Annotated in this window: 21 protein-coding genes, 1 tRNA gene and 1 pseudogene; 17 read left to right on the forward strand and 6 right to left on the reverse strand. The window is 71.6% G+C overall.

Annotated features, from left to right (window positions below):
* The first annotated feature begins 72 nt into the window (after positions 1–72).
* Positions 73–2,868: a penicillin acylase family protein gene (locus ACF1A1_RS28165; RefSeq protein ID WP_392003800.1), complete on the forward strand. Its 2,796-nt coding sequence runs from the start codon at positions 73–75 to the stop codon at positions 2,866–2,868.
* Between the two features lie 141 nt (positions 2,869–3,009).
* Here ACF1A1_RS28165 and ACF1A1_RS28170 read toward each other — a convergent pair whose 3' ends face one another.
* A complete protein-coding gene (locus tag ACF1A1_RS28170; protein WP_392003801.1) occupies positions 3,010–3,624 on the reverse strand; it encodes a 5-formyltetrahydrofolate cyclo-ligase in 615 nt (204 codons plus the stop codon).
* A 93-nt stretch (positions 3,625–3,717) separates the two neighbouring features.
* Between ACF1A1_RS28170 and galU the strand changes: the two genes are divergently transcribed.
* The 7 genes from galU to ACF1A1_RS28205 all read left to right on the forward strand — a co-directional run bounded on the left by galU (position 3,718) and on the right by ACF1A1_RS28205 (position 9,517).
* Positions 3,718–4,629 (forward strand): UTP--glucose-1-phosphate uridylyltransferase GalU, encoded by a 912-nt coding sequence (galU, locus tag ACF1A1_RS28175; protein WP_392003802.1) that lies wholly within the window; start codon positions 3,718–3,720, stop codon positions 4,627–4,629.
* Positions 4,626–5,951, forward strand: coding sequence for a gephyrin-like molybdotransferase Glp (gene glp, locus ACF1A1_RS28180; protein ID WP_392003803.1), 1,326 nt, complete (start codon positions 4,626–4,628; stop codon positions 5,949–5,951). The genes galU and glp overlap by 4 nt, the downstream gene beginning before the upstream one ends.
* Positions 5,952–6,081: 130 nt before the next feature.
* Entirely contained in the window at positions 6,082–6,561 is a 480-nt protein-coding gene (moaC, locus tag ACF1A1_RS28185) for a cyclic pyranopterin monophosphate synthase MoaC (RefSeq protein WP_392003804.1), read from the forward strand.
* Positions 6,558–7,100, forward strand: coding sequence for a molybdenum cofactor biosynthesis protein B (locus ACF1A1_RS28190; protein ID WP_392003805.1), 543 nt, complete (start codon positions 6,558–6,560; stop codon positions 7,098–7,100). The genes moaC and ACF1A1_RS28190 overlap by 4 nt, the downstream gene beginning before the upstream one ends.
* 17 nt (positions 7,101–7,117) lie before the next feature.
* Positions 7,118–7,765 carry a GNAT family N-acetyltransferase gene (locus tag ACF1A1_RS28195; RefSeq protein WP_392003806.1) on the forward strand — a complete coding sequence of 216 codons (648 nt, stop codon included), beginning with the start codon at positions 7,118–7,120 and terminating at the stop codon, positions 7,763–7,765.
* A gap of 183 nt (positions 7,766–7,948) precedes the next feature.
* Positions 7,949–9,352, forward strand: a complete 1,404-nt coding sequence (glpR, locus tag ACF1A1_RS28200; RefSeq protein WP_392003807.1) for a gephyrin-like molybdotransferase receptor GlpR — start codon at positions 7,949–7,951, stop codon at positions 9,350–9,352.
* Between the two features lie 91 nt (positions 9,353–9,443).
* Positions 9,444–9,517, forward strand: a tRNA-Ala gene (locus ACF1A1_RS28205).
* A gap of 411 nt (positions 9,518–9,928) precedes the next feature.
* Here ACF1A1_RS28205 and ACF1A1_RS28210 read toward each other — a convergent pair.
* Positions 9,929–10,900, reverse strand: coding sequence for a GNAT family N-acetyltransferase (locus ACF1A1_RS28210; protein ID WP_392003808.1), 972 nt, complete (start codon positions 10,898–10,900; stop codon positions 9,929–9,931).
* Positions 10,901–10,985: 85 nt separating this feature from the next.
* Between ACF1A1_RS28210 and ACF1A1_RS28215 the strand changes: the two are divergent.
* Positions 10,986–11,295, forward strand: a pseudogene (locus ACF1A1_RS28215) (response regulator transcription factor); the annotation flags it as partial.
* A gap of 6 nt (positions 11,296–11,301) precedes the next feature.
* Here the strand turns inward: ACF1A1_RS28215 and ACF1A1_RS28220 are convergent.
* Positions 11,302–11,784 carry a GNAT family N-acetyltransferase gene (locus ACF1A1_RS28220; protein ID WP_392003809.1) on the reverse strand — a complete coding sequence of 161 codons (483 nt, stop codon included), beginning with the start codon at positions 11,782–11,784 and terminating at the stop codon, positions 11,302–11,304.
* An 81-nt stretch (positions 11,785–11,865) separates the two neighbouring features.
* Between ACF1A1_RS28220 and ACF1A1_RS28225 the strand changes: the two genes are divergently transcribed.
* Entirely contained in the window at positions 11,866–12,669 is an 804-nt protein-coding gene (locus ACF1A1_RS28225; RefSeq protein ID WP_392003810.1) for an exodeoxyribonuclease III, read from the forward strand.
* A 115-nt stretch (positions 12,670–12,784) separates the two neighbouring features.
* On the opposite strand, the gene ACF1A1_RS28230 is transcribed toward ACF1A1_RS28225, so the two are convergent.
* The gene (locus ACF1A1_RS28230; protein WP_392003811.1) at positions 12,785–13,429 is read right to left on the reverse strand and encodes a MerR family transcriptional regulator; all 645 of its coding nucleotides are present in this window, start codon (positions 13,427–13,429) and stop codon (positions 12,785–12,787) included.
* Positions 13,430–13,593: 164 nt separating this feature from the next.
* On the opposite strand from ACF1A1_RS28230, the gene ACF1A1_RS28235 reads away from it, so the two are divergent.
* The 4 genes from ACF1A1_RS28235 to ACF1A1_RS28250 all read left to right on the forward strand — a co-directional run bounded on the left by ACF1A1_RS28235 (position 13,594) and on the right by ACF1A1_RS28250 (position 17,249).
* Positions 13,594–15,177, forward strand: coding sequence for a flavin-containing monooxygenase (locus ACF1A1_RS28235; RefSeq protein ID WP_392003812.1), 1,584 nt, complete (start codon positions 13,594–13,596; stop codon positions 15,175–15,177).
* Positions 15,174–16,076, forward strand: coding sequence for an alpha/beta fold hydrolase (locus ACF1A1_RS28240; protein ID WP_392003813.1), 903 nt, complete (start codon positions 15,174–15,176; stop codon positions 16,074–16,076). Before ACF1A1_RS28235 ends, ACF1A1_RS28240 begins: the two co-directional genes overlap by 4 nt.
* The gene (locus ACF1A1_RS28245; protein WP_392003814.1) at positions 16,073–16,957 is read left to right on the forward strand and encodes an SDR family oxidoreductase; all 885 of its coding nucleotides are present in this window, start codon (positions 16,073–16,075) and stop codon (positions 16,955–16,957) included. Before ACF1A1_RS28240 ends, ACF1A1_RS28245 begins: the two co-directional genes overlap by 4 nt.
* 88 nt (positions 16,958–17,045) lie before the next feature.
* The gene (locus ACF1A1_RS28250; RefSeq protein ID WP_392003815.1) at positions 17,046–17,249 is read left to right on the forward strand and encodes a hypothetical protein; all 204 of its coding nucleotides are present in this window, start codon (positions 17,046–17,048) and stop codon (positions 17,247–17,249) included.
* A 78-nt stretch (positions 17,250–17,327) separates the two neighbouring features.
* On the opposite strand, the gene ACF1A1_RS28255 is transcribed toward ACF1A1_RS28250, so the two are convergent.
* Complete coding sequence (locus ACF1A1_RS28255) at positions 17,328–20,777, reverse strand: S41 family peptidase (protein ID WP_392003816.1); 3,450 nt, start codon at positions 20,775–20,777, stop codon at positions 17,328–17,330.
* A 176-nt stretch (positions 20,778–20,953) separates the two neighbouring features.
* On the opposite strand from ACF1A1_RS28255, the gene ACF1A1_RS28260 reads away from it, so the two are divergent.
* The 3 genes from ACF1A1_RS28260 (at position 20,954) to ACF1A1_RS28270 (ending at position 24,858) form a co-directional block, all read left to right on the forward strand.
* Complete coding sequence (locus tag ACF1A1_RS28260) at positions 20,954–21,553, forward strand: TetR/AcrR family transcriptional regulator (protein WP_392003817.1); 600 nt, start codon at positions 20,954–20,956, stop codon at positions 21,551–21,553.
* Between the two features lie 176 nt (positions 21,554–21,729).
* The gene (locus ACF1A1_RS28265) at positions 21,730–23,946 is read left to right on the forward strand and encodes an MMPL family transporter (RefSeq protein WP_392003818.1); all 2,217 of its coding nucleotides are present in this window, start codon (positions 21,730–21,732) and stop codon (positions 23,944–23,946) included.
* A 315-nt stretch (positions 23,947–24,261) separates the two neighbouring features.
* Entirely contained in the window at positions 24,262–24,858 is a 597-nt protein-coding gene (locus ACF1A1_RS28270) for a lamin tail domain-containing protein (RefSeq protein ID WP_392003819.1), read from the forward strand.
* Positions 24,859–24,950: 92 nt separating this feature from the next.
* Here the strand turns inward: ACF1A1_RS28270 and ACF1A1_RS28275 are convergent, their stop codons facing one another.
* The gene (locus tag ACF1A1_RS28275; RefSeq protein WP_392003820.1) at positions 24,951–25,379 is read right to left on the reverse strand and encodes an ATP-binding protein; all 429 of its coding nucleotides are present in this window, start codon (positions 25,377–25,379) and stop codon (positions 24,951–24,953) included.
* Positions 25,380–25,403 lie beyond the last annotated feature (24 nt).

Genomic DNA, 25,403 nt, shown 5'->3' on the forward strand with positions numbered 1-25,403 from the left:
GACCCCTGCGCCTATGGTTGCTCCAGCACTCCAGGACCGCCTGCCGCTCGCGTTAGGACAGCAAGGACAGCGATGCCCCCCAACACCACCGCCACAACGGGTGACAAGCCCGGCAAGTCCGGCAGGAAGAAGGGGCGCAAAGCCCGTCTGATCGTGCTCGTACTGGTGCTGGCGCTCATCGGCGGCATCGCCTACGGCGCCTTCTGGTCCGTCAGTACCGTCCGTGCCTCCTTCCCGCAGACCAAGGGTTCGATCACGCTCGAGGGCCTCTCGGGACCGGTCGACGTGAAGCGGGACGGCAACGGCATCCCGCAGGTCTACGCCTCCTCCGACGAGGACCTGTTCATGGCGCAGGGCTACGTCCAGGCGCAGGACCGGTTCTACGAGATGGACGTGCGCCGGCACATGACGTCCGGGCGCCTGTCGGAGATGTTCGGCAAGGGCCAGGTCGACAACGACGAGTTCCTGCGCACCCTGGGCTGGGACCGCGTCGCCAAGCAGGAGTACGACACCGAGCTGTCGGCCGCCACGAAGAAGTACCTCCAGGCGTACGCCAAGGGAGTCAACGCCTACCTGCGCGGCAAGGGCGCCGAGGACATCTCGCTGGAGTACGCGGCCCTCGGGTTCACCAACGACTACAAGCCCGCCGAGTGGACCCCGGTCGACTCGGTCTCCTGGCTGAAGGCGATGGCCTGGGACCTGCGCGGCAACATGCAGGACGAGATCGACCGCGCCCTGCTGACCAGCCGACTCGGCCCCCAGCAGATCAAGGACCTCTACCCCGAGTACCCGTACGACCGCAACCAGGCGATCGTCCAGGACGGCCGGTACGACGAGTCGGCCGGGACGTTCGAGCAGGGCGACTCGGGCGAATCCGACGGCACCTCCGCGGACGGCACGGCGGACGGCACGGACACGTCCTCGGGCACCTCCGCGGGCACCTCCTCGGGCACCGACGGTTCGGCCCTCCAGAGCCAGCTCTCGGGCCTCTACGACGTCCTGGACGACCTGCCCACGGCCGTCGGCGTGAACGGCAACGGCATCGGCTCCAACTCCTGGGTCGTCGCCGGGGAGCACACGATCACCGGCAAGCCGCTGCTGGCCAACGACCCGCACCTGTCGGCCTCGCTGCCGTCCGTCTGGTACCAGATGGGCCTGCACTGCCGCACCGTCTCCAGCACGTGCCAGTACGACGTCTCCGGCTACACCTTCGCGGGCATGCCCGGCGTGATAATCGGCCACAACCAGAACATCTCCTGGGGCATGACCAACTCCGGCGTCGACGTCACCGACCTCTACCTGGAGAAGCTCTCCGGCGACGGTTACCAGTACGACGGCAAGGTGAAGCCCTTCACCACGCGCGAGGAGACGATCAAGGTCGCGGGCGGCACGTCCAAGAAGATCGTCGTACGGCAGACCGAGGACGGGATGCCCCTGCTGTCGGACCGCGACGACGAACTCGTGAAGGTCGGCAGGAAGGCGACCGTCGACACCGCGGCCCCCGACCGCGGTGACGGCTACGCCGTCGCGCTGAAGTGGACCGCGCTGGAGCCCGGCACCAGCATGGACGCCGTCTTCGCCATGAACAGGGCGGCCGACTGGGACGACTTCCGGGCCGCGGCCGAGCTTTTCGACGTGCCCTCGCAGAACCTGGTCTACGCGGACACCGAGAACCACATCGGCTACCAGCTGCCCGGAAAGATCCCCACGCGCGCGAAGGGCCTCGACGGCTCGATCCCGGCGCCGGGCTGGCTGTCGAAGTACAAGTGGACCGGCTACATCGACTTCGACGAGCTGCCCTACGAGTACGACCCGGAGCGCGGCTACATCGTCGCCGCCAACCAGGCGGTGATAGACCCGGACAAGTACCCCTACACGCTCACCACGGACTGGGGCTACGGCACCCGCAGCCAGCGCATCACCGACCTGATCAAGCTGAAGATCAAGGGCGGCGGCAAGATCTCCACGGACGACATGCGCCAGATGCAGCTGGACAGCGACAGCCAGATGGCACGGATGCTGGTGCCGGCGCTGCTGAAGATCAACCTGGACGACCCGGACGTCCGCGAGGCGCAGGACCTGCTGCGGGGCTGGGGCTACACGCAGGACGCCGACTCGGCCGCGGCCGCCTACTTCAACGCGGTGTGGCGCAACATCCTCAAGCTGGCCTTCGGCAACAAGCTGCCCAAGGAGCTGCGGGTCAAGGGCCAGTGCCTGTGGGTCGAACCGGTCAACAGCACCGGCCCCGTCGACGACACCGGCAAGGTCCGCGAGTGCGGCCAGCGCGATGGCACCCAGGCGCAGCCGGACGGCGGCGACCGCTGGTTCGAGGTCGTGCGCGAGCTCATGCAGAAGCCGGACAGCGACTGGTGGACGACGCCCGCGACGGGCACGCGCCCCGGCGCCGACCACAACCGCGACAAGCTGTTCGCGCGTGCCATGATCGACGCCCGCTGGGAGCTGACCGCCAAGCTCGGCAAGGACATCGACACCTGGAGCTGGGGTCGGCTGCACCGGCTGTTCCTGAAGAACAACACCCTGGGCACCAGCGGCCCCGGCTACCTTCAGTACATCCTCAACCGCGGCCCGTGGAAGCTCAGCGGCGGTGAGGCGGCGGTCAACGCGGCCGGCTGGAACGCCGCCGGCGGCTACGACGTCGTCTGGGTGCCGTCGATGCGGATGGTGGTCAACCTCGACGACCTCGACAAGTCGAAGTGGATCAATCTGACCGGTGCCTCCGGGCACGCCTTCAGCGCCCACTACACCGACCAGACCGACAAGTGGGCCAAGGGTGAACTGCTCGACTGGTCCTTCTCGCGGAAGGCGGTCGACAAGAACACCAGCGACACCCTCGTGCTCAAGCCGTGAGCCGGTGAAAGGGGCCCTCCACGCGCGCGTGGAGGGCCCCTTTCCGTGAGGCCACGGGTTTCCCTTTCCATGAGGCCACGGTTTCCCTTCCCGTGAGGTCCAGGGGTTTTCATGAGGTCCACGGGCTCGTTCCGGCCGGCCTCAGCTGAAGCGGCGCACCCCCGACGGTGTCACCACGGCGTGCACAGGCCGGTCGTGGGCCTCCTCCGGGACGCGCTCCACGACCTCGGCGTCGTACAGCAGCACCACCAGCGTGGGGCGCGCGCCGGCGCGCTCCAGTCGCGCCAGCACACGGTCGTAGGAGCCGCCGCCGCGCCCCAGGCGCATGCCCCGCGCGTCGACGGCGAGGCCCGGCAGCAGGACCACGTCGGCGTCCGTCACGGCGTCGGGGCCCAGGCGCTCGCCCACGGGCTCGAAGAGGGCCATCCTCCCGCCGTGTTGGATCCGCGCGAGGGAGCCCTCACCGGCGTAGGCGCCCCAGTCGAGATCGTTGTCGGGCAACAGGGCGGGGAGCAGGACGCGCACCCCCCGCTCGCGCAGCGCGTCCAGCAGCGCGAGCGTTCCGGGCTCGCTCCCCACGGAGACGTACGCCGCGACCGTCCGCGCGTGGGCCAACTCCGGGAGTTGCAGGGCGTGCTGGGCCAGCCCGGTGGCCGCCTCTCGCACGTCATCCGTCGTCAACCCGTTTCTCACCGCGAGGAGCTCTCGCCGCAACATATGTTTGTCAGGCTCGGGTCCGCCTTTGAGGTGCCTCATGTGTCGCTCCCGCACTTTTCCCATACGTTCATATGATCACGAATTAACCGGAGCTACAGATTCCTCTCAAATCCACCGGATAAGGTTGCCGACATGACTCAGTCGCACCCCAGGATCAGCAAGGCTGTCATCCCAGCGGCCGGCCTCGGCACCCGGTTCCTGCCGGCGACCAAGGCCACTCCCAAGGAGATGCTGCCGGTCGTGGACAAGCCCGCGATCCAGTACGTGGTCGAGGAGGCCGTCTCCGCGGGTCTCGACGACGTCCTCATGGTCACGGGCCGCAACAAGCGTCCCCTCGAGGACCACTTCGACCGCAACTACGAGCTCGAGTCGGCACTGCAGAAGAAGGGCGACGCCCAGCGGCTCGCCAAGGTCCAGCAGTCCAGCGACCTCGCGACCATGCACTACGTGCGACAGGGTGACCCCAAGGGCCTCGGGCACGCCGTCCTGTGCGCGGCTCCGCACGTCGGGCAGGAGCCGTTCGCCGTCCTGCTGGGCGACGACCTGATCGACCCCCGCGACCCGCTGCTGCGGCGGATGATCGAGGTGCGGGAGCAGCACGGCGGCAGCGTCGTCGCGCTCATGGAGGTCGCCCCCGAGCAGATCCACCTCTACGGCTGCGCCGCCGTCGAGAGCACCGCGGACGGCGACGTGGTCAAGGTGACCGGCCTGGTGGAGAAGCCGGACCCGGCGGACGCCCCGTCGAGCTACGCCATCATCGGACGCTACGTCCTCGACCCGGGCGTGTTCGGCGTGCTGCGCCAGACCGAGCCGGGCCGGGGCGGCGAGATCCAGCTCACCGACGCCCTCCAGCAGCTCGCGCAGGACGAGAAGGTCGGCGGCCCGGTGCACGGCGTCGTCTTCAAGGGCCGCCGCTATGACACCGGCGACCGCGGCGACTATCTGCGTGCCATTGTCAGACTCGCGTGCGAACGTGAGGATCTGGGTCCGGACTTCCGGTCCTGGCTTCGCCGTTACGTCACCGAGGAGATGCAGCAACTTTGAGCACCGCCGCGCCCCGCCCCGCCGGCCAGGACCCCCTCTGGTCGGTGGAGGAGCACCTGGAGGACATCCTCGCCACCGTCCGCCCCCTGGAACCCATCGAGCTGCAACTGCCCGACGCCCAGGGCTGCGTCCTGGTCGAGGACGTCACGGTGCCGGTCTCGCTGCCGCCGTTCGACAACAGCTCGATGGACGGGTACGCGGTGCGGGTCGCGGATGTCGTGGGCGCGAGCGAGGAGTTCCCGGCGGTCCTGGAGGTCGTCGGGGACGTGGCGGCCGGGCAGGCCGCCGACCTGCTCCGGGTGGGGCCGGGACAGGCCGCCCGGATCATGACCGGCGCCCCGCTGCCGCCCGGCGCCGAGGCCGTCGTCCCCGTGGAGTGGACCGACGGGGGGCTCGGCGAGGGCCCGGTCGACGGGATGCGCGCCCGCAGCCTCGCCCCGGAGCAGGCCACGGGGCACGTGCGCGTCCACCGGCCCGCCGAGGCTCGCGCGCACGTGCGCGCGAAGGGAAGCGACGTGAAGGCCGGGGACCGCGCCCTCGAGGCGGGTACGGTGCTCGGCCCGCCGCAGATCGCCCTGCTCGCCGCCATCGGACGCGGCACGGTCCGTGTGCGCCCGCGCCCGCGCGTGGTCGTCCTGTCCACCGGCAGCGAGCTCGTCCAGCCCGGCGAGGAACTGGGCAGCGGCCAGATCTACGACTCCAACAGCTTCGCCCTCACCGCGGCCGCCCGGGACGCCGGAGCCATCGCCTACCGGGTCGGCGCGGTCGCCGACGATGCCGAGACCCTCCGCTCCACCATCGAGGACCAGCTCGTCCGCGCCGACCTGGTCGTCACCACGGGCGGCGTCAGCGTCGGCGCGTACGACGTGGTCAAGGAGGCGCTGTCGCACGTCGGGGACGAGGACGAGGCCGGCAGCGGGATCGAGTTCCGCCGGATCGCCATGCAGCCGGGCAAGCCCCAGGGCTTCGGCTCCATCGGCCCCGACCACATCCCCCTGCTGGCCCTGCCCGGCAACCCGGTGTCGTCGTACGTCTCCTTCGAGCTGTTCGCGCGGCCCGCGATCCGCACCCTGATGGGGCTCCAGGACGTCCACCGGCCCACCACGCGCGCGACGCTGACCGCCGACACGGCGCTGACCTCGCCGAAGGGGCGCCGGCAGTTCCTGCGTGCCACGTACGCCGACGGCACCGTGCGCCCCGTCGGCGGCGCCGGCTCGCACCTGGTCGCCGCCCTCGCGCACGCCGACGCGCTGATCGTTGTCCCCGAGGACGTGGAGTCCGTCGAGCCGGGCACCGAGGTCGAGGTCGTCCTGCTCGGCTGAGCCCACACGCGCGTGCCCGTCCGCAGGCCGATCCTGGTCCGCTGCACGCCCCGACTTGGGGGTACCGTGTCGCGCACAACAGGCCCGTGCGCCGCACCGCGCGGGCCCGGACCGGGAGCGGCACACGAGCATGAGTACGCAGGACCGACTGACGCACCTCGACGACGCGGGCGCCGCCCGCATGGTCGACGTATCCGGCAAGGACGTGACCGCACGCACCGCGCGCGCCAGCGGACGCGTCCTCGTCTCGCCCCGCGTGGTCGAGCTGCTGCGCGGTGAGGGGGTCCCCAAGGGCGACGCGCTGGCCACCGCGCGGATCGCCGGGATCATGGGCGCCAAACGCACCCCGGACCTGATCCCGCTGTGTCACCCCCTGGCGGTGTCCGGTGTGAAACTGGACCTGTCGGTCGCGGACGACGCCGTGGAGATCAGCGCCACCGTGAAGACGACGGACCGCACGGGCGTCGAGATGGAGGCCCTCACCGCGGTCTCCGTCGCCGCGCTCACCGTGATCGACATGGTGAAGGCGGTCGACAAGGGAGCGGTCATCACGGACGTGCGGGTCGAGGAGAAGACGGGCGGCAAGTCGGGCGACTGGAGCCGGGCATGACACTTGACGCGTCGATCGGCGGGGCGCTGGTCGCTCCGTACAGCGCGCTGGTCGTCACGGCGTCCAACCGGGCCGCCGCCGGCGCCTACCAGGACAAGGGCGGCCCGTTGATCGCCGACGGTCTCAAGAGGTTCGGGTTCGCGGTCGACGGCCCCCAGGTCGTCCCGGACGGCGCCCCCGTCGAGGCCGCCCTGCGCGCCGCCGTGGAGGCCGGGTACGACGTCGTCGTCACCACCGGCGGCACCGGGATCTCACCCACCGACCGCACGCCCGAGGCGACCCGCGCGGTGATCGAGTACGAGGTGCCGGGCATCGCGGAGGCCATCCGGGCGTTCGGCCGGGAGAAGGTGCCGACCGCGGCGCTCTCCCGGGGCCTGGCCGGAGTGGCGCGGGGCACCCTGATCGTCAATCTGCCGGGTTCCGCCGGCGGGGTGAAGGACGGGCTGGCCGTCCTGGAGCCCCTGCTGGTGCACGCCGTCGACCAGCTTCGCGGCGGCGACCACCCCAGACCCGGCGCCGGCAGTGGGGGTGCGCGCTGAACAGCCCGTCCTGGCCCGTGGAACTCGCGGAGGGCGATGTCGTCCTGCGGCCGATAAAGCTGCGTGACCAGCGGGCGTGGCGCGAAGTCAACCGGCGCAACCGGGACTGGCTGCGCCCCTGGGAGGCGACGATCCCGCCGCCCGCGCCGACCGGGCCGATCGCGCACCGGCCGACCTACCGCCAGATGGTCCGGCATCTGCGCTCCGAGGCGAACGCGGGACGGATGCTGCCGTTCGTCATCGAGTACCAGGGGCGGCTCGTGGGGCAGTTGACGGTCGCCGGGATCACCTGGGGATCCATGTGCTCGGGGCACGTCGGCTACTGGGTGGACGAGGCGGTGGCCGGCCGCGGGGTGATGCCGACGGCCGTGGCGCTCGTGGTGGACCACTGTTTCCGCACCGTCGGGCTGCACCGCATCGAGGTCTGCATTCGCCCCGAGAACGGGCCCAGCCGCCGGGTCGTGGAGAAACTCGGATTCCGTGAGGAGGGGCTGCGGCCGCGTTATCTCCACATCGACGGGGCCTGGCGCGACCACCTCGTCTTCGCGCTCACCGCGGAGGAAGTGCCCGAGGGCCTGCTGAGCCGCTGGCGACGCGCGCGGGCTCGTGGCGGCCCGCGGGACGCGCAGAACATGCCGGGGGAATCCCACCGACCGGGAAATTGAATAAGTGTTCGAAAATGATCGGCCGGTGACCGTCCGGGGCCTTCTTCGGGCCTTGAATTTCGTGGCTTCGGCGACCTGCTGATCGCATGGGTCACAAAAAAAGCTCGAAATATCAGCCAGATCGTGCGACACACCGGCCCAATTGGCGGATGGCCTCACGTAAACCCCTCTACCGTGTGAGGCGTGAGCAGCAGCGGCCTCATCTACGCAGTCATTGTCGGGGCCTGGGCCGCCTACTTGGTGCCGATGTGGCTCCGTAGGCAGGACGAGCTGAACGAGGCCCGTCCGACGGAGCGCTTCAGCACCGCCATCCGGTTGCTGTCCGGACGGGCGGGCATGGAGCGCCGGTACGCCAAGGACCTGCGGGCGCGCTCCGCCGAGGAGGCGGAGCCCGACGCCGGAGTTCCGGACGCCGTCACCGAATCGGTGGACGTCCGGGCCTTCGCCATGCCTCCGGACCGCCCGCAGGCCAGGGCGACGGTCCAGGAGCGCGAACAGGAGCACGAGCGGGAACGCCCGGACGCGGCGCGGGAACAGGCGGCCAGGACCGCGCGCGAACAGGCGGTCAAGGCCGCGCGGGAGCAGGCGGCCAGGGTCGCGCGGGAGCAGGACGCCATGCCGGTGCGCGACCACGCGCCCCAGCCCGGGCACGAATCGGCTGCCGCGTCGGCGCACTCGCGCGGGCCCGACGCGCGGCGCTCGCCCGCGGCCGCCTCCGCGGCCGTCTCCACGCCCGCCTCGACCACCGCCTCCATCACCGCCTCCGAGCAGGCGGCCGCTGCGCGTGCCCGGCGCACGAAGGTGCTCGCGCGCCGTAGACGCACCACCGTGGTGCTCTTCCTCGCGTTCACGCTGGGCGCGATCGTCGCCGCCGTCGGAGGGCTCGCGTTCCTGTGGGCGCCCGGCGTGCCCGCCGTGCTGCTCAGCGCGTACATCGCGTACCTGCGCTCCCAGGAGCGCCGCCGCTTCGCCTACCAGATGGACCGCAGACGCGCCGAGGTCGCCGCACAGCGGCTGCGGGAGCGCCAGCCGCGCCGGCGGGCCTCCGCCTCGGCGTCCGCGTCGGCCGACGGCGGCCCCGACGCCGGCGCAGAGGAGCCGCACGAGGGCCCCGAACCCGAGACCGACCCCGGGCTGCTGGCGCTCGCCGCGGACCGCAGGGCGCTCGTCGAGCAGACCGACCACGCGGAGTGGATCGACCAGCAGCGTGAGCGGCAGCGGCGGCCGGGGCACGGGGACAGCTGGGACCCGGTGCCGGTGCCGCTGCCGACGTACGTGACCGCGCCGGTCGCACCGCGGGCCACGACCGATGTGGACCTCGGCGCACCGGACACCTGGAGCTCGGCCCGGTCGAGCTCCGTCGCGCCGGAGCAGGAGGCGACGGACGCGGCACGGGACCGGGGCGGCGGCGACGCCGCCGGGACCGGCGCGGCGAGTGAGGAGCCGGGGGAGGCGGCCAGGCCCGAGGACGACGAGCGCTGTGACGCGCGGCGCGCCGCGTCGGCCCGGCGGTCGCGGGAGCGGGGCCGTACGCCGTTGTTCGACCAGTACGAGGACGGGGAGCGGCCGCGGGCCGCGAACGAGTGAGCGGTCCCGCACCCACAGGGCGCCCTGGTCGGAGCCCGGGAACGGATTTCCAAGCAGCCCGACGGGGGTGCTAGAGTTTCACTCGTTGCAAGGGCCTGTGGCGCAGTCCGGTAGCGCACCTCGTTCGCATCGAGGGGGCCAGGGGTTCAAATCCCCTCAGGTCCACGCAGCTCGAAGCCCCGGTCGGGATTCCCGACCGGGGCTTTGACATGCCGTACAGCAGCGAAGTAGAGCAACTACTTCGGATCTTGCTTCCCAAGGTGCTTGCCCAGCTTGCGCAGTGCCCGGCGGGTGGCCTCCGACCACAGCTCGCCGGCCGCCCGCTTGGCCAACTGACCAGTCCCGCCACGTTCTTTGAGATCAGGTCCTCCGTCATGGCGTTGGTCGGGGCCGACCGCAGGACCGCGCGAGCGTCCTGCACTGTGCGGCGGGACGGGATGCGCTCGCAGCGGTCGCCGGCGGCGCAGCAACGGGGCCTGTCCCGCTTCGCGTCGAGGCCCTCGGCACAGCACTGGCACTGTTCCGGCAGGGTGTTCACCCAGTGGCCTTGCTGCCCAGTCGAGCGCGGCGGTGGTCTCAGCGCCAGTCGTCGATCACGTACGCGTCGGGGTGGCTGTACCCGGGTTCGTTGGGCCTGTGCATGGTCACGCCCTGCAACCAGGTGCGGAAACCACGGTCGATCATGCGCCGGTAGGCATCCGGGCGGCCCAGGTTCACGCCGGCGTCCAGTTGGCCCAGCCCGCGCTCCGCGGCCAGCCGCTCGCACGCGTCGAGCAGTCGCTCGAACCGGTCGGCGGCCTCCGGACCGGGACGTACGGCGCCGAATTTGACGAAGCACACGTCCGCGCCGGCCTCCGACCCGGCTCCGCAGTGGCAGACGGCCAGGCCATCGAGCTCGGAGCCGGCGCCAGGGAGCAGGATGGTGTCACCGAGTCCCTGCGCGTGCGCGGCCGCGATCTCGCGTTCCAGGCTCAGGCCCTCGTACACGGCTCCTGTCAGTGCGCGACAGAGACCCAGCGCGTCAGTCCGCTCGGCAGCGGGCAGTTCGCCGTAGAGCACTCTGCCGGGGACTGCGGCACCGTCTGTGACCTGCTTCTTCATGATGGCTGTGAGGAATCGAGGCCAGAAGCCGTACCGGCGGTAGAGCTCGAGATGCTTGGGACTGTGCGCGAAGGTGAACAGGCCGAGGTGGCGGTTCCCCCAGGCGTCGAAGCAGTCCATGACCGGCTCCATCAGACGCCTGCCGATGCCCTGGTCCCACAGGTCCGGACGTACGGTCAGCGGTCCGAAAAACCCGACGCTGCCCCAACTGGTGGCGAAGTTCGATCCCACTAGTTCCTCGTCGACCGTCGCCGCGAATGCCGCCCGCGGATCGGCCGCCCGGCGCGTACGGACATAGTCGACGGTTCCGAAAGGGTCAGGGGCCCCCAGGAAGGTCCCGAAGGCGAGCCTGCAGATCTCATCGGCCCGATCCAGGTCCGCCTCACCCAGCGGGCGGACTGATACCGAGGCCGCGCCACTCTTGCGCTCCGCTGCTGGTGGGATCATCACTCTGTACCTCCGTCGCCCCTTTCCATCGCACCACGGAGGTGCGCCGCAGGCGAGGCGAGCGGTCGATCGCGTGGGCCCGCACCAGCAGGCCGGTCGTGCCTGCGCCGCCGGACTCCTCGACTCCGGCGACGGCACCGGCGTCGGAGTCGGAGTCGAGGAGTTCGTGGACGCGTCCGCCGCCGCGATCCGCCGTCCCGCCTCACCTCGCGCGAACGGGGGTCCTGGCGCTGGTCGCCGAGGGGAAGGCCAACGGCGCGACAGCCAGGGCGCTGGTCGTCTCCGAGGCGGCCGTCGGCGAACACATCGGCGGCATCCTCACGAAGCTGGACCTGCCCCCTGCGGACGACACCCACCGCAGGGTGCCGGCGGTCCTGGCGTACCTGAGAAGCTGAGGAGCCTCAGGAGCCGAGCGGCTTGGCGTAGCACCGGCTCGACTCGTGGAACCGGTAGTACCCGAACTTGGTGCACGGCTCGTACCCGCTGGACGTGTACAGCGCGATGGCCTCCGGCTGTTCGGTGCCGGTCTCCAGCACCATCCGCCGACGGCCCGCCGCCCGCGCGTCCTCCTCCAGCGCGGCCAGGATCCGCCGGGCCAGTCCCAGCCCGCGCATCTCCTTGATCACGAACATCCGCTTGAGTTCGGCGTCCCCGTCCTGGTTCCCCTCGCCGTTCTCGTCCTGGCTGCGCCAGCCACCGGTGGCCACGGGCCGTCCCAGCTCGTCGTACGCGATGAGGTACACGCCACGCGGCGGAGCGAAGTCGGCCGGCTCCAGGACCGTGGCGTCGCCGCCGTCGCCGTAGCGCTCGTGGTACTCCGCCTGGACCTCGTCGTTGAGCTTGACGGCGTCGGGGTGGTCGAAGGAAACACGACGTATATTCATTCGGGTCAAGGTACATCCATGCAGATAGTCGGGGCGACGGTCGGATCTGGACGTCGTCCAGTGTGCAGGTATCGTGCCCGGGTGCTGACCGTGACCTCCGTGAACGTGAATGGGCTGCGCGCCGCCGCGAAGAAGGGCTTCGTGGAGTGGCTGGCCGAGACCTCCGCCGACGTGCTGTGCCTGCAGGAGGTGCGCGCCGAACCGCAGCAGCTGCCCGAGGAGGTCCGCGCCCCCGACGGCTGGTACGTCACGCACGCCCCCGCCGCCGCCAAGGGCCGCGCCGGCGTCTCCCTCTACACCCGCCGCGAACCCGACGCCGTCCGCATCGGCTTCGGCTCCTCGGAGTTCGACCCCAGCGGCCGCTACGTCGAGGCCGACCTGCCCGGCGTCACGGTCGCCTCCCTCTACCTCCCCTCCGGTGAGGTCGGCACCGACCGGCAGGACGAGAAGGTCCGCTTCATGGGCGAGTTCCTCGCCCACCTCAAGGACCTGCGTGAACGCGCCGCCGCCGACGGCCGGGAGGTCCTGGTCTGCGGCGACTGGAACATCGCCCACCAGCAGGCCGACCTGAAGAACTGGCGCTCCAACACCAGGAACTCGGGCTTCCTGCCGGAGGAACGGGAGTGGCTGACCCAGGTGTTCACGCCGGAGGCCGGCGGCTACGTGGACGTGGTCCGCGCCCTGCACCCCGACATGACGGGGCCGTACACGTGGTGGTCGTACCGGGGGCGGGCCTTCGACAACGACTCGGGATGGCGGATCGACCTCCACGTCTCCACTCCCGGCCTCGCCGCCAAGGCCGTCAAGGGCTACGTGGAACGGGCGGCCACGCACGCCGAGCGCTGGTCGGACCACGCGCCGGTGACGGTGGTCTACGACCTTTAGGCGTCCACGGACGCCGGGTGCGGCTGCGGGCTCCGGGTGTCCACGGCCTCCGGGTCTACGGCCTTCGAGCGCCTACGGCCTTCAGGCGGCTACGGCCTCCGGGTGCCTGCGACCCTCAGGCGTCCTTCCTCAGCCGTCGGTCCAGCGCCAGGGAGAACTCCGCCTCCACCACGCTCCTGGCCAGCGGCCTGAGGCGGGGCAAATCCTCCTCGGCGGCGTGGCGCAGGACCAGGTCGGTGAAGAGTTCGGCGAGGGCGTCGGCGTGTTCGCGGACCCGGGCGCCCGCCGTCAGGACCTCGGCGAGGGGGATGCCCTCGCGGACCAGGGCGGCGGAGACGTCCAGCAGACGCCGGCTGATGTGGACGATCTCCTCGCCGTCGGTGCCCAGGTAGCCCAGGTCGAGGGCGGCGGCGAGGTTCTCGGGGGTGACCTGGCCCTCGAAGCGGGCGGCGAGTTCCTCGGGGGTGAGGCGGACCGGCTCCTCCTCGGTGGGGGTGCCGACGCCCAGGAGGTCGGCGACGTCGCGTCCGTGGTCGAAGGCCTCGGCGAGCTCCGCGATGCCGTTCAGGGTGTGGCCGCGTTCCAGCAGCGCCGCGATCGTGCGCAGGCGGGCCAGGTGGTGGTCGTCGTACCAGGCGATGCGGCCCTCGCGTCGGGGTGGCGGGAGCAGCCCCCGTTCGCGGTAGAAGCGCAGGGTGCGCACCGTGATGCCGGCCTCCCTGGCCAGCTCCTCCGTCCGGTATTCCCGCTTGTCCGCCACGCCGGAAGCCTATGTCGTACTCCCGGTAACTTTCCTCCGTCCGGCCCCTACCCATCAGTACGGAGCTGTTCTAACCTCCCATCGTGCCAGTGTTCACTGGCGCGGTCGCAGCATCGGCAACAGCATCGGCAGATTCGCAGTGTGGCGAAGCAGGGAGGCGTCGGATGACCGAGCGCGAGCAGGGGCACGAACACGTGCGGGTGGCGGTGATCGGGTCGGGGTTCGGCGGGCTCGGGGCCGCCGTACGGCTGCGGCGTGAGGGGATCACCGACTTCGTCGTCCTCGAACGCGCCGGCAGCGTCGGCGGCACCTGGCGGGACAACAGTTACCCGGGGTGCGCCTGCGACGTGCCGTCCCACCTCTACTCCTTCTCCTTCGCACCCAACCCCGACTGGCCGCGCACCTTCTCCGGGCAGGAGCACATCCGCGCCTACCTGGAACACGTCACGGACGTCTTCGGCCTCCGTACCCACCTGCGCTTCGACTCCGAGGTCCGGCGGATGACCTGGAACGCGCAGCTGCTGCGCTGGGACATCGAGACCGCGAGCGGTTCCCTCTCGGCCGACGTGGTCGTGTCCGCCACCGGGCCGCTGTCCGACCCGAAGATTCCCGACATCCCCGGCCTGGACTCCTTCCCCGGCAAGGTCTTCCACTCGGCCCGCTGGGACCACGACTACGACCTCACCGGCAAGCGCGTCGCCATGGTCGGCACGGGCGCCTCCGCCATCCAGATCGTGCCCGCCATCCAGCCGAAGGTCGGCCGTCTCACCCTCTTCCAGCGCACCCCGCCGTGGGTGATGCCCCGCGTCGACCGGGGCATCAGCGGTGCCGAGCGCTGGGTGCACCAGCGGCTGCCCTTCACCGGCAAGCTCCGCCGCGGCCTCCTGTGGGGCATCCGCGAACTCCAGGTGCAGGCCTTCACCAAGCACCCGAACGAACTCGGCTTCGTCGAGCAGCTCGCCAAGCACAACATGGCCCGCGCCATCAAGGATCCGGCCCTGCGCGCCAAGCTCACCCCGGACTACCGCATCGGCTGCAAGCGGATCCTGTTGTCGAGTGAGTACTATCCGGCGCTGGCCCGGCCCAACGTGGACGTCGTCGCGAGCGGGCTGCGCGAGATCCGCGGGAACACGCTCGTCGCGGCCGACGGCAGCGCGGCCGAGGTCGACGCGATCGTCTTCGGCACCGGCTTCCGCGTCACCGACATGCCGATCGCCGAGCGGGTCGTCGGCGCCGACGGGCGGACCCTCGCCGAGTCCTGGAAGGACGGCATGGCGGCGCTGCGCGGCGCCAGCGCGGCCGGCTTCCCCAACTGGATGACGATCATCGGCCCCAACACCGGCCTGGGGAACTCCTCGATGATCCTGATGATCGAGTCCCAGCTGAACTACATGGCCGACTACCTCCGCCAGTTGAACGTCCTCGGCGGCCGTGCCGCCCTCGACGCCCGCCCGAGCGCCGTGCACGCCTGGAACCGGCGCGTCCAGGAGCGGATGGAGCGCACGGTGTGGAACACGGGCGGCTGCACCAGCTGGTACCTGGACGCGAACGGGCGCAACTCCACCATCTGGCCGGGTACGACGAGCGAGTTCCGCCGCGCGACCCGTCGGGTGGACCTCGCCGAGTACGAGGTCCTGCGCGCGCCCGCGCCCGCCCCCGAGCAGCCGGCGAAGAAGACCGGCCGGCAGACGGAGCAGACGGAGCAGAAGACCGGCCGGCAGACGGACAAGACGGAGGCGACCGCGTGACGGCGACCCCTGCCCCCGCCCCCGTCCCCTCCCGCACCCTCACCGCCCTCTCCGCCGACGGCGCCCGCCTCCACGTCGAGGTGCACGGTCCCGGCACCGCCCCCGCCGTCGTCCTCTCCCACGGCTGGACCTGCTCGACCGCCTTCTGGTCGGCCCAGATCCGCGCGCTGGCCGTCGACCACAAGGTCATCGCCTACGACCAGCGCGGCCACGGCCGGACCCCGGCGAGCCCGGCGTGCGGCACGGACGTACTCGCCGACGACCTCGAAGCCGTACTCCAAGCCACCCTCGCGCCCGGCGAGAAGGCGGTCATGGTCGGGCACTCCATGGGCGGCATGACCCTCATGGCCGCCGCCACCCGCCCCGCCTTCCGCGCCCACGCGGCGGCCGTCCTGCTGTGCAGCACGGGCAGTTCGCGCCTGGTGGCCGAGTCGACCGTCCTGCCCCTGCGCCCCGGCCGGCTGCGGACCTGGCTGACCGCGCACGTCCTCGGATCGAGGGCACCGCTCGGCCCGGTCACCCCGCTCGCCCGCCGGATCCTCGAGTACGCCACGATGGGCGCCGGTTCGGCCCCGCACATGGTCGACGCCTGCGCCCGGATCGTGCACGCCTGCCCGCGCCGGGTGCGCCACGCCTGGTCGCAGGTCCTGCACCTGCTCGACCTCGACCACGGCGTACGGGAGTTGAGGGTGCCGACGGCGGTGATCGTGGGCACGGCCGACCGTCTGACGCCGCCGGTGCACGCCCGCCGGATCGCTGCCGCGCTCCCGGACTGCGTCGGCGTGACCGAACTGCCCGGCCTCGGCCACATGACCCCGGTCGAGGCACCGGACCTGGTGACCGGGAAGATCCGTGAACTCGCCACCATCCACGCACCGAAGCTCAAGGAGGGCGCATGAGCAGGGTCAGTCTCGAAGGACAGGTCGTGGTCGTCACCGGCGCGGCACGCGGCGTCGGGGAACTCCTCGCCCGCAAGCTCTCCGCGCGCGGGGCGAGGATCGCGCTGGTCGGCCTGGAGCCGGAGGCCCTCAAGCAGGTCGCGGAGCGGCTGCACGGCGACAGCGCCCACTGGTACGCCGACGTCACCGACCACGAGGCGATGAGCCGGGTCGCGCAGGAGGTGAAGGAACGCTTCGGGAAGGTGGACGTCGTGGTCGCCAACGCGGGCGTGGCCACCGGCGGTCCCTTCGCCGACTCCGACCCCGAGGCCTGGCGCCGCGTCATCGAGGTCAACCTCATCGGCTCGGCCGTCACCGCCCGCGCCTTCCTGCCGCTGCTCACGGAGAGCCGCGGCTATCTGCTCCAGATCGCCTCGCTGGCCGCGATCACCCCGGCGCCGATGATGACCGCGTACTGCGCGTCCAAGTCGGGCGTGGAGGCGTACGCGCACAGCCTGCGCGCCGAGGTCGGCTACAAGGGCGTGCGCGTGGGCGTCGGTTACCTGTCCTGGACCGACACCGACATGGTGCGCGGCGCCGACCAGGACGCGGTGATGCGGGAGTTGCGGCAGCGGCTGCCGTGGCCGTCCAACAAGACGTATCCGCTGGGTCCGGCCGTGGACCGGATCGTCGCCGGGATCGAGCGGCGGTCCGCCCATGTGTACGGACAGTGGTGGCTGCGCGGCATGCAGGGCGTGCGGGGATACCTTCCCGGGCTCATCGGGACGGTCGGACAACGGGAGATGAGGCGGTTCGCACCCAGGTTGCGGGGAATGCGGACGGGGCTCGTCGGCGCAGGTGGGGCGGCCGACGAGGAGGCCCGTGCTACGCAGCGTAGTTGATCGAAATGCGCGCCATGTCACTCCGTGTGAATCTGGTCGAGGCCCGACCAAGGGCCAATCCCCTCACCCTCTACGGGAGTGAACCCACATGGGTATGAAGGACAAGTTCCAGGACCAGGCCGAGCAGTGGCAGGACCAGGCCAAGCAGAAGATGGAGCAGGCCAAGGAGCAGGCTCAGCAGCGTGGCCGCGGCCGCCGCGAGCGGGACGAGGACATCCCGGAGCGCGAGCGCGAGCGCACCCAGCGCGAGCGCGAGGAGCAGGACCGCCTCGACGCGGACTATGACGTCTGACGTCCCGCGCTGAAGGCAGAGGAACGGAAAGGGTGCCCCGGCTCGGGGCACCCTTTTTCCCTCGCAAGCTCCTGCGTCTCACGTGTTCCGCGGCGGGAGCTTCGGGCGGGACCGGTCGGGGATGTGCGAGTGGTCCGGGGGAGAGGCCGGCGGGTTGGTCTCCAGGAGGTCCAGTGCCAGCCGTACCGCGTCGTCGAGTTGGGCGTACCGGCCCTCGGCCCAGTCCAGGGGGGTGCGCAGGGCTTCGAGGTCGGGGGCGACGCCGTGGTTCTCGACGGACCAGCCGTAGGCGTCGAACCAGGCCGCGTTCATCGGTACGGTGATGATCGTGCCGTCGCCGAGCTGGTGCCGTCCGGTCATGCCGACGACCCCGCCCCAGGTCCGCTGCCCGACGACCGGGCCGAGCTTCAGCAGCTTGAAGGCCGCGGTGATCATGTCGCCGTCGGAGGAGGTGGCCTCGTCGGCGAGCGCGACCACCGGACCCCGGGGCGCGTTCGAGGCGTACGACACCGGCTGGGCGTCCCGTGTGAGGTCCCAGCCGAGGATCGTGCGCGTCAGCTTCTCCACCACCAGCTCGCTGATGTGCCCGCCCGCGTTGCCGCGCACGTCCACGATCAGCGCGGGCCGGGACATCTCCATGCGCAGGTCGCGGTTGAACTGGGCCCAGCCGGAGCCGCCCATGTCGGGGATGTGCAGATAGCCGCACCGCCCGCCGCTCAACTCCCGTACGACCTCGCGCCGTTTGGCCACCCAGTCCTGGTAGCGCAGCGGCCGCTCGTCGATGAGCGGGACGACCGCGACGCGACGCGCGTGGCCCGCGTCGCCCTCCGCCGGGGTGAAGGTCAGCTCGACCGTCGTGCCGCCCGCCTGCGCGAGCAGCGGGTACGGCCCGGTCACCGGATCCACCGGCCGCCCGTCGACGTGGGTGAGCACCGCGCCCTCCCGGATCCCGGTGCCCGCCAGCGGCGAACGCGCCTTGGAGTCCGAGGAGTCGCCGGGCAGGATCCGCTTGACCGTCCAACCGCCGTCGCGCCGGACGAAGTTGGCGCCCAGCAGGCCCTGCCGGCGCTGGTAGTGCGGCGGTCCCTCGTTGCGCCGGGCGGCGCTGACGTAGGCGTGCGAGGTGCCCAGCTCGCCGAGCACCTCGCGCAGCAGGTCCGCGAACTCGTCGGGCGTGGCGACCCGTTCGACGAGCGGCCGGTACTGCTCCAGCACCGCGTCCCAGTCGATCCCGCACATCCCCGGGTCCCAGAAGTAGGCGCGGATCAGCCGCCCGGCCTCCGCGTACGCCTGCCGCCACTCGGCGCCGGGGTCGACCTCGTGCATGATGCGGCGTACGTCGATCCAGACGGTCGAGTCGAGGTCGCCGGACTCCGTGGAGGGCACCGCCCGCAGTTCGCCCTCGTCGACCACGACCAGCCGGGTGCCGTCCCCGCTGACCGTGAACCAGTCCAGGTGCCCGACGAGTTCCGACTTCTTCGCCTTGCTGATGCTGAAGTACTCCAGCGTCGGCCGCCCGCTGGTGTCGTCCGGGTTGGCGAAGGTCTCGCCGAGCGCGCCCGAGATCGGCCAGCGCAGCCACACGAGGCCGCCGCCCGCCACCGGGAACAGCGCCGAGTACTTGGAGGCGGCCACCGGGAACGGTGTCACCCGGCTCTCCAGCCCCTCGATCTCGACGGTCACCGCGCCGTCGGCGCCCTCGTCCTCCTCCAGGGGATCCAGCCCGCCGGCGGCCGGCCGCCCCTCCGGGTTCAGCGCGAAGGGGGAGGGGGTGGCGGAGGACAGGGGGACCAGGTACGGCCGGCAGCCCAGCGGGAAGGACAGGTCGCCGGTGTGGACGTCGTAGACGGGGTCGAAGCCGCGCCAGGAGAGGAAGGCGAGATAGCGGCCGTCCCGCGTGAAGACGGGGTTCTCGTCCTCGAACCGGCCGTTGGTCACGTCGACGATCAGCCGGTCCCCCTTCCCGATTCCGGAGATGCGGGCCATCTTGATCTGCCGCAACGACCGCCCGATGCCCGGATGCGACCAGGTCAGCCACGCCCCGTCCGGCGAGAACGCCAGATCCCGCACCGGCCCGTTGATCGACCGGATCAGCTCGGTCACCTCGCCCTCGGAGCCGCCGGAGCTCCCGGGGTTCCCGGAACTCCCGGAGTTCTCGGAACCCTCGGCGCCACCCTCGGAGCCCTCGGCGCCACTCTCGGAGGCCGCGGAGCTCCCTGGGCTCTCGGAGCCCTCGGAGCCCTCGGAGCCCGAGGTGGCCTCGGTGTCCAGGGCGCCCTCGGCGATGACCGCGTCGCCGGACACCGTGAGGAGCAGCAGCCGCCCGTCGTGCGAGGCGATGGCGAGCCGCTCGCCGTCCGGGTCGGACACCATCTCCAGCACCCGTCCCAGCCCTCCGGACGCCAGCCGTCGCGGCGGGCGGTCCCCGGTCGCGCGCGGCAGGTAGGCGATCTCGACGGCGTCCTCGCCCTCCGCGTCCGTCACATAGGCGACCTGCCCGCCCGGGCCGAGCATCTCCGGGAGACGGATCCGTACCCCGGGCGGGTCGGTGATGGTCCGTGCCGGGCCGTCCCGGTGCGTCAGCCAGTACAGGCTGCCGCGTACGACGACCGCGCTGGCCCGGCCGGTCTCGTCCACCGAGATGCCGTCCACGTGCTGCGCGGCCGGGATCTGGTACGGCCGCCGCCCGGCGCGCGGACCGCTCAGCCGTACGTCGAGCCGGCGCGGCCCGGAACCGGCGGACAGGTCGTCGACGATCCACAGGTCCCCGGCGCACTGGTACACCACCCGGGTGCCGTCGCTGGAGGCGTGCCGGGCGTAGAAGGCGTCGTGGTCGGTGTGTCGGCGCAGGTCGGAGCCGTCGTGGGCGCAGGAGTAGAGGTTGCCGACGCCCTCGTGGTCGGAGAGGAAGGCGATGCGTCCGCCGACGAACATGGGGGAGTGCAGATGGCCGCCGAGGTCGGCGAGCAGCCGCTGACCGTGCAGCCAGAGCCGGCCCGTGGCGCCGCCCCGGTAGCGCTTCCAGGCGGCCGGCTCGTGCGGCGGGGTGCCGGTGAGCAGGAGGGTCCGTCGTTCGCCCCCGAGGTCGGCGACCTGGAGGTCGGCGACGGGTCCCCAGGGGAGTTTGCGGCCGGGGTCGCCGTCGGGGGAGACCTTGTAGGCCCAGGTGAAGTGGGAGAAGGGCTCGCCGTGGGAGGCGACGGCGAGGATGTCGGTGTGGCCGTCCTGGTCGGGGGGCGTCCACCCGCACACCTGCGTGTCCGGACTGCCCCAGTACGTCAGCCGCCGCCCCGGCCCGCCGTCCACCGGCACCAGGTGGATCTCCGGGACGAGACTGCGCCAGCTCGTGTACGCGACATGGCGGCCGTCGGGCGAGAAGCGGGGATGGCCCGCCTTGGTGCGGTCGACGGTGAGCCGCCAGGCGCGGCCCGGCCCGTCGGGTCCGTCGAGGGGGGCCAGCCAGAGGTCGTCCTCGGCCACGAAGCACAACAGGTCACCGCTGAGGTGCGGCAGGCGCAGATAGGTCACCTCCCCATGCTTTTCCTCTCGGGAGGGCCGGGCAACTCGTGAAAAACCCCCCCCGCATCGGATCGGGGCGGACCGGAGTGACCCACAGCACGTACGAAACAGTTTCGTTTCGAATGTGGGTGCGCTACATTCGTCACGTACGAAACAGTGTCGTTCGGAGCGGGAAGGAGAGCGGAATGACCGAGATCGCGACGGCGCGTCGCAGCCGGATCACTCCCGAGCGCGAGGCCGAGCTGTACGCGGCCGTGCTCGACCTGCTCCGCGAGGTCGGCTACGACGCCCTCACCATGGACGCCGTGGCCGCCCGCACGAGATCCAGCAAGGCGACGCTCTACCGCCAGTGGGGCGGCAAGGCCGAGCTGGTCGTGAAGGCCATGCGACACAACAAGCCGGGCAGCATCGCCGAGGTGGACACCGGATCCCTCCGGGGCGACCTGCACGCCCTCCTCGCCCACGAGGACGACTGCGCCATGGAGCGGAGCTCCGACCTGATGCGGGCGCTGGCGATGGCGGCGCACTCGAACCCCGACCTGATGCGGGCGTTCCGGGAACTGCTCGTCGAACCGGAGATGGCCGAGTTCCAGCGGGTCGTGCAGCGCGCGATCGACCGGGGCGAGGTCCGGGCCGACCGCCCGGCGCTCCAGTACATCGTGCACATGATGGTCGGCGCGTTCGCGACCCGCACCATGATCGACGACCAGCCGCCCACGCAGGAGTTCCTGCGGGCGTACACCGACGCCGTCGTCCTCCCCGCCCTCGGCGTCGCCACCTCCTGACCGTCCCCGCGGTCCACCCTTCCTGACCGTCCCCGCGGTCCACCCTTCCTGACCGTCCCCGCGGTCCGCCCATCCTGACGTCCCCGCTCATGTCGTCGGGCCGATCACCCCTGCCTCCCCGCCGGGTTGATCACCCCTGCCCCGAACACCCCACGACTGACCGGGAGTACGCCTCCGTGGCCACGTTCCTCTACAAACTCGGCCGGCTCGCCTTCCGGCGACGCCACTTCGTCGCCCTGCTCTGGGTGGCCCTGCTGACCCTCGCGGGCGTCGGCGCCGCCTCGGCGCCCACCGCCGGCAACACGTCGTTCTCCATCCCAGGGACGGAAGCGCAGAAGGCCTTCGACCTGCTGGAACAGCGCTTCCCGGGGATGAGTGCCGACGGCGCCACCGCCCGCGTCGTCTTCAAGGCGCCCGCCGGCGAGAAGATGACCGACGCCGCCCACAAGGCCACCGTCGAGAAGACGGTCCGGGAACTGTCCGACGGCTCCGAGGTCGCCTCCGTCACCGATCCCTACGAGGGCCGGGCCGTCAGCAAGGACGGCACCATCGCGTACGCCTCCGTGAAGTACGACGTCTCCGGCATGGAGCTGGAGGAGTCCTCGCGCGAGGCGCTGACGGAGGCCGGGAAGGAGGCGCGGGACGCGGGCCTGACCGTCGAGATCGGCGGTGACGCGCTCCAGGCGACCCCCGAGACGGGTGCGACGGAGATCATCGGCATCGCGGTCGCCGCGGTCGTCCTCGTCATCACCTTCGGCTCGCTGATCGCGGCGGGCATGCCCCTGCTGACGGCCATCGTCGGCGTGGGCATCGGCGTCTCGTCGATCACGGCGCTGGCGAGCACGCTGGACCTCGGCTCCACCACCTCCACCCTGGCCACGATGATCGGCCTCGCGGTCGGCATCGACTACGCCCTGTTCATCGTCTCCCGCTACCGCGCCGAACTCGCCGAGGGCCGCCCCCGCGAGGAGGCGGTCGGCCGGGCCGTCGGCACCGCGGGTTCCGCGGTCGTCTTCGCCGGTCTGACGGTCGTCATCGCCCTCGTCGGCCTCTCCGTCGTCAACATCCCGATGCTGACGAAGATGGGTGTCGCGGCGGCCGGCACGGTGGCGATAGCGGTCCTGATCGCCCTCACCATGGTCCCCGCCCTGCTCGGCTACGCGGGCCGCAAGGTGCGCCCGGCGGGCGAGAAGAGCAGGCTGCTCGGCGGTGGCCGTGCCACGTCCGCCGAGAAGGCCGCCAAGCCCAACCTGGGCACGCGCTGGGCGAGCTTCGTCGTCCGCCGCCCACTCGCCGTTCTCCTGCTGGGCGTGATCGGACTGGGCGCCGCCGCCGTCCCGGCGGCGTCGCTGGAACTGGGCCTGCCCGACGACGGCTCCCAGCCCACCTCCACCACCCAGCGCCGCGCCTACGACCTCCTCTCGGAGGGCTTCGGCCCCGGCTTCAACGGTCCGCTGATGATCGTGGTCGACGCGCAGGGCAGCGACGACCCGCAGGCCGCGTTCACCGAGGTGGGCGACGAGATCAAGGGTCTGAAGGACGTCGTCACGGTCACCCCGGCGGCCCCCAACAAGGCCGGTGACACGGCGACGATCACGGTCGTCCCCGACTCGAAGCCGTCCTCGGTACCGACCGAGGACCTGGTCCACGCGATCCGCGACAAGAGCGCGGAGATCACGTCCGACACCGGCGCCGAGGTCCTGGTCACCGGCTCCACGGCGATGAACATCGACGTGTCGCAGAAGCTCAACGACGCGCTGATCCCGTACCTGATCCTGGTGGTCGGCCTGGCCTTCCTGCTCCTGATCGTGGTCTTCCGCTCGATCCTGGTCCCGCTGAAGGCGGCCCTGGGATTCCTGCTGAGCGTGACGGCGGCCCTGGGCGCGGTCGTCGCGGTCTTCCAGTGGGGCTGGCTGGCCGGCCTGCTGGGCGTGGAGGAGACCGGCCCGGTCATGTCGATGATGCCGATCTTCATGGTCGGCGTGGTCTTCGGCCTCGCGATGGACTACGAGGTCTTCCTCGTGACCCGCATGCGCGAGGCGTACGTCCACGGCGAGAGCCCCGGCCAGGCCGTCGTGACCGGCTTCCGGCACGGCGCCCGGGTGGTCACGGCCGCCGCGGTGATCATGATGGCGGTGTTCGCCGGCTTCATCGGCTCGAGCGAGTCGATGATCAAGATGATCGGCTTCGGCCTCGCGATCGCCGTCTTCTTCGACGCGTTCGTCGTCCGCATGGCCATCGTCCCGGCCGTCCTGGCCCTGCTCGGCAAGAAGGCCTGGTGGCTCCCGAAGTGGCTGGACCGCGCCCTGCCCAACGTGGACGTCGAGGGCGCGGGCCTGCGCTCCCGGGGCGACAGGGACCCGGACGGGGAGCGGGAGTTGGCACGGGCGTGAAGCGCCCGGTGACCTGAGAGACCGCCGGTGAGGGCTCCGTGGGGACGGGGCGCCCTCACCGGCTTCTCCTTTCGGGCCCGCCAGCGGCTGTCACCCACTTTCGGGTGAGGGCCCGGGGCTGGCGGAGCCGCGCGGGCCGGTGGGCGGCCAGTTCGGGGCATTCACCGCATAGATGGACATTGAAGGCGACTGTCACCGTTATGTGGAGGATTGGTAACGCAGGGCGTCAAGCGGGCGCGTGGTCCGCGTCCGGTGGTCAGGTGTGGGTCCTGCGGCCGACCTCCGGCCGTAGCCCGCACCATCCAAGGAGACCTAGTGTCCGTTTCCACTGTTTCCGCCCGTCGCCTGGCCGCCGCCTCGCTCACGGCCGCCGCCCTGATCGGGGCGGTGGCGCTGCCGGCGTCCGCCGCGGGCCACCACCCGCGTCCGGACCGGCCGAAGGTGGAGATCAGCGCCGTGCAGTACGACGCACCGGGCCGCGACACCCGCTCCAACCGCTCCCTGAACTCGGAGTGGGTGCAGCTGACCAACACCACCCGCCACGCCGTCGACCTGAACGGCTGGACGCTGTCGGACGAGGACGGCGAGACCTACACGTTCGACCACTACCGTCTGCCCGCCCGCAGCACGGTCCGCATCCACACCGGCGAGGGCCACGACACCCGCACCGACCTGTTCCAGGACCGGCACCACCACGTGTGGGACAACCGCTCCGACACCGCCACGCTCCGCAACGGGCGCGACCGCTTCGTCGACGAGTACTCCTGGGGCGACGACCGCCGTCACCACGACGGAGACCGCCGCGACGGTGTGGAGGGGCGCCTCGGTGTGGACGGGCACCTCGACGGTGACCGCCACCACGGTGGCGACCGGCACCACGGCGGGGACCGCCACCACGGCGGCCGCCACTGACGGCAGCAGCGGACTCGCATAGACGGTGACGCGTCCGGCCCTCCCCTCCCGGGCCGGGCGCGTCGGCATGTCCGGGTCCGTGCACCCCGGCGTCACGCCCTCCTTCGCACCTCGGCCCACACCGTCTTCCGCGGGAACGGATCCGGCACCACGCCCCACCGGTCGGCCAGCGCGTCCACGAGGAGGAGCCCCCGGCCGGAGGCGGAGCCGGGCCCGGGTCGCCCGAGCCGGGGAAGACGGTCGCCCCGCGTGTCCGTCACCTCGATGCGCAGGGTGTCCGCGATGACGTACAGCGTCAGGCGGAAGTCCCGCCCCGGAACGCGGCCGTGCGTCGCCGCGTTGGCCGCCAGCTCGGCGACGATCTGCGGCGCGGCGTCCAACGGCAGCCCCCAGTCCCGGAGTTGTTCGGTCGCCAGCAGACGGGCCAGACGGGCGCCGCGGGGTGTCGGGGACAGGAGGACGGTGAAGTTGCGGAAGTGAGCGCGGAGGTCGTTTTCAGGGGCACGCGTCTCGTGATTCATGTGACTCAGCGTGGCCGCTGTTGC

It is taken from the genome of Streptomyces sp. NPDC014995 (genome assembly GCF_043080745.1).
Taxonomy (GTDB): domain Bacteria; phylum Actinomycetota; class Actinomycetes; order Streptomycetales; family Streptomycetaceae; genus Streptomyces.

Excerpts from the sequence above, each read along its gene's own strand:
- ACF1A1_RS28165 (WP_392003800.1), top strand. The coding sequence starts at position 73 with ATGCCCCCCAACACCACCGCCACAACGGGTGACAAGCCCGGCAAGTCC.
- ACF1A1_RS28170 (WP_392003801.1), bottom strand. The coding sequence starts at position 3,624 with ATGAGGCACCTCAAAGGCGGACCCGAGCCTGACAAACATATGTTGCGG.
- galU (WP_392003802.1), top strand. The coding sequence starts at position 3,718 with ATGACTCAGTCGCACCCCAGGATCAGCAAGGCTGTCATCCCAGCGGCC.
- moaC (WP_392003804.1), top strand. The coding sequence starts at position 6,082 with ATGAGTACGCAGGACCGACTGACGCACCTCGACGACGCGGGCGCCGCC.
- ACF1A1_RS28190 (WP_392003805.1), top strand. The coding sequence starts at position 6,558 with ATGACACTTGACGCGTCGATCGGCGGGGCGCTGGTCGCTCCGTACAGC.
- ACF1A1_RS28210 (WP_392003808.1), bottom strand. The coding sequence starts at position 10,900 with ATGATCCCACCAGCAGCGGAGCGCAAGAGTGGCGCGGCCTCGGTATCA.
- ACF1A1_RS28220 (WP_392003809.1), bottom strand. The coding sequence starts at position 11,784 with ATGAATATACGTCGTGTTTCCTTCGACCACCCCGACGCCGTCAAGCTC.
- ACF1A1_RS28235 (WP_392003812.1), top strand. The coding sequence starts at position 13,594 with ATGACCGAGCGCGAGCAGGGGCACGAACACGTGCGGGTGGCGGTGATC.
- ACF1A1_RS28245 (WP_392003814.1), top strand. The coding sequence starts at position 16,073 with ATGAGCAGGGTCAGTCTCGAAGGACAGGTCGTGGTCGTCACCGGCGCG.
- ACF1A1_RS28250 (WP_392003815.1), top strand. The coding sequence starts at position 17,046 with ATGGGTATGAAGGACAAGTTCCAGGACCAGGCCGAGCAGTGGCAGGAC.
- ACF1A1_RS28260 (WP_392003817.1), top strand. The coding sequence starts at position 20,954 with ATGACCGAGATCGCGACGGCGCGTCGCAGCCGGATCACTCCCGAGCGC.
- ACF1A1_RS28275 (WP_392003820.1), bottom strand. The coding sequence starts at position 25,379 with ATGAATCACGAGACGCGTGCCCCTGAAAACGACCTCCGCGCTCACTTC.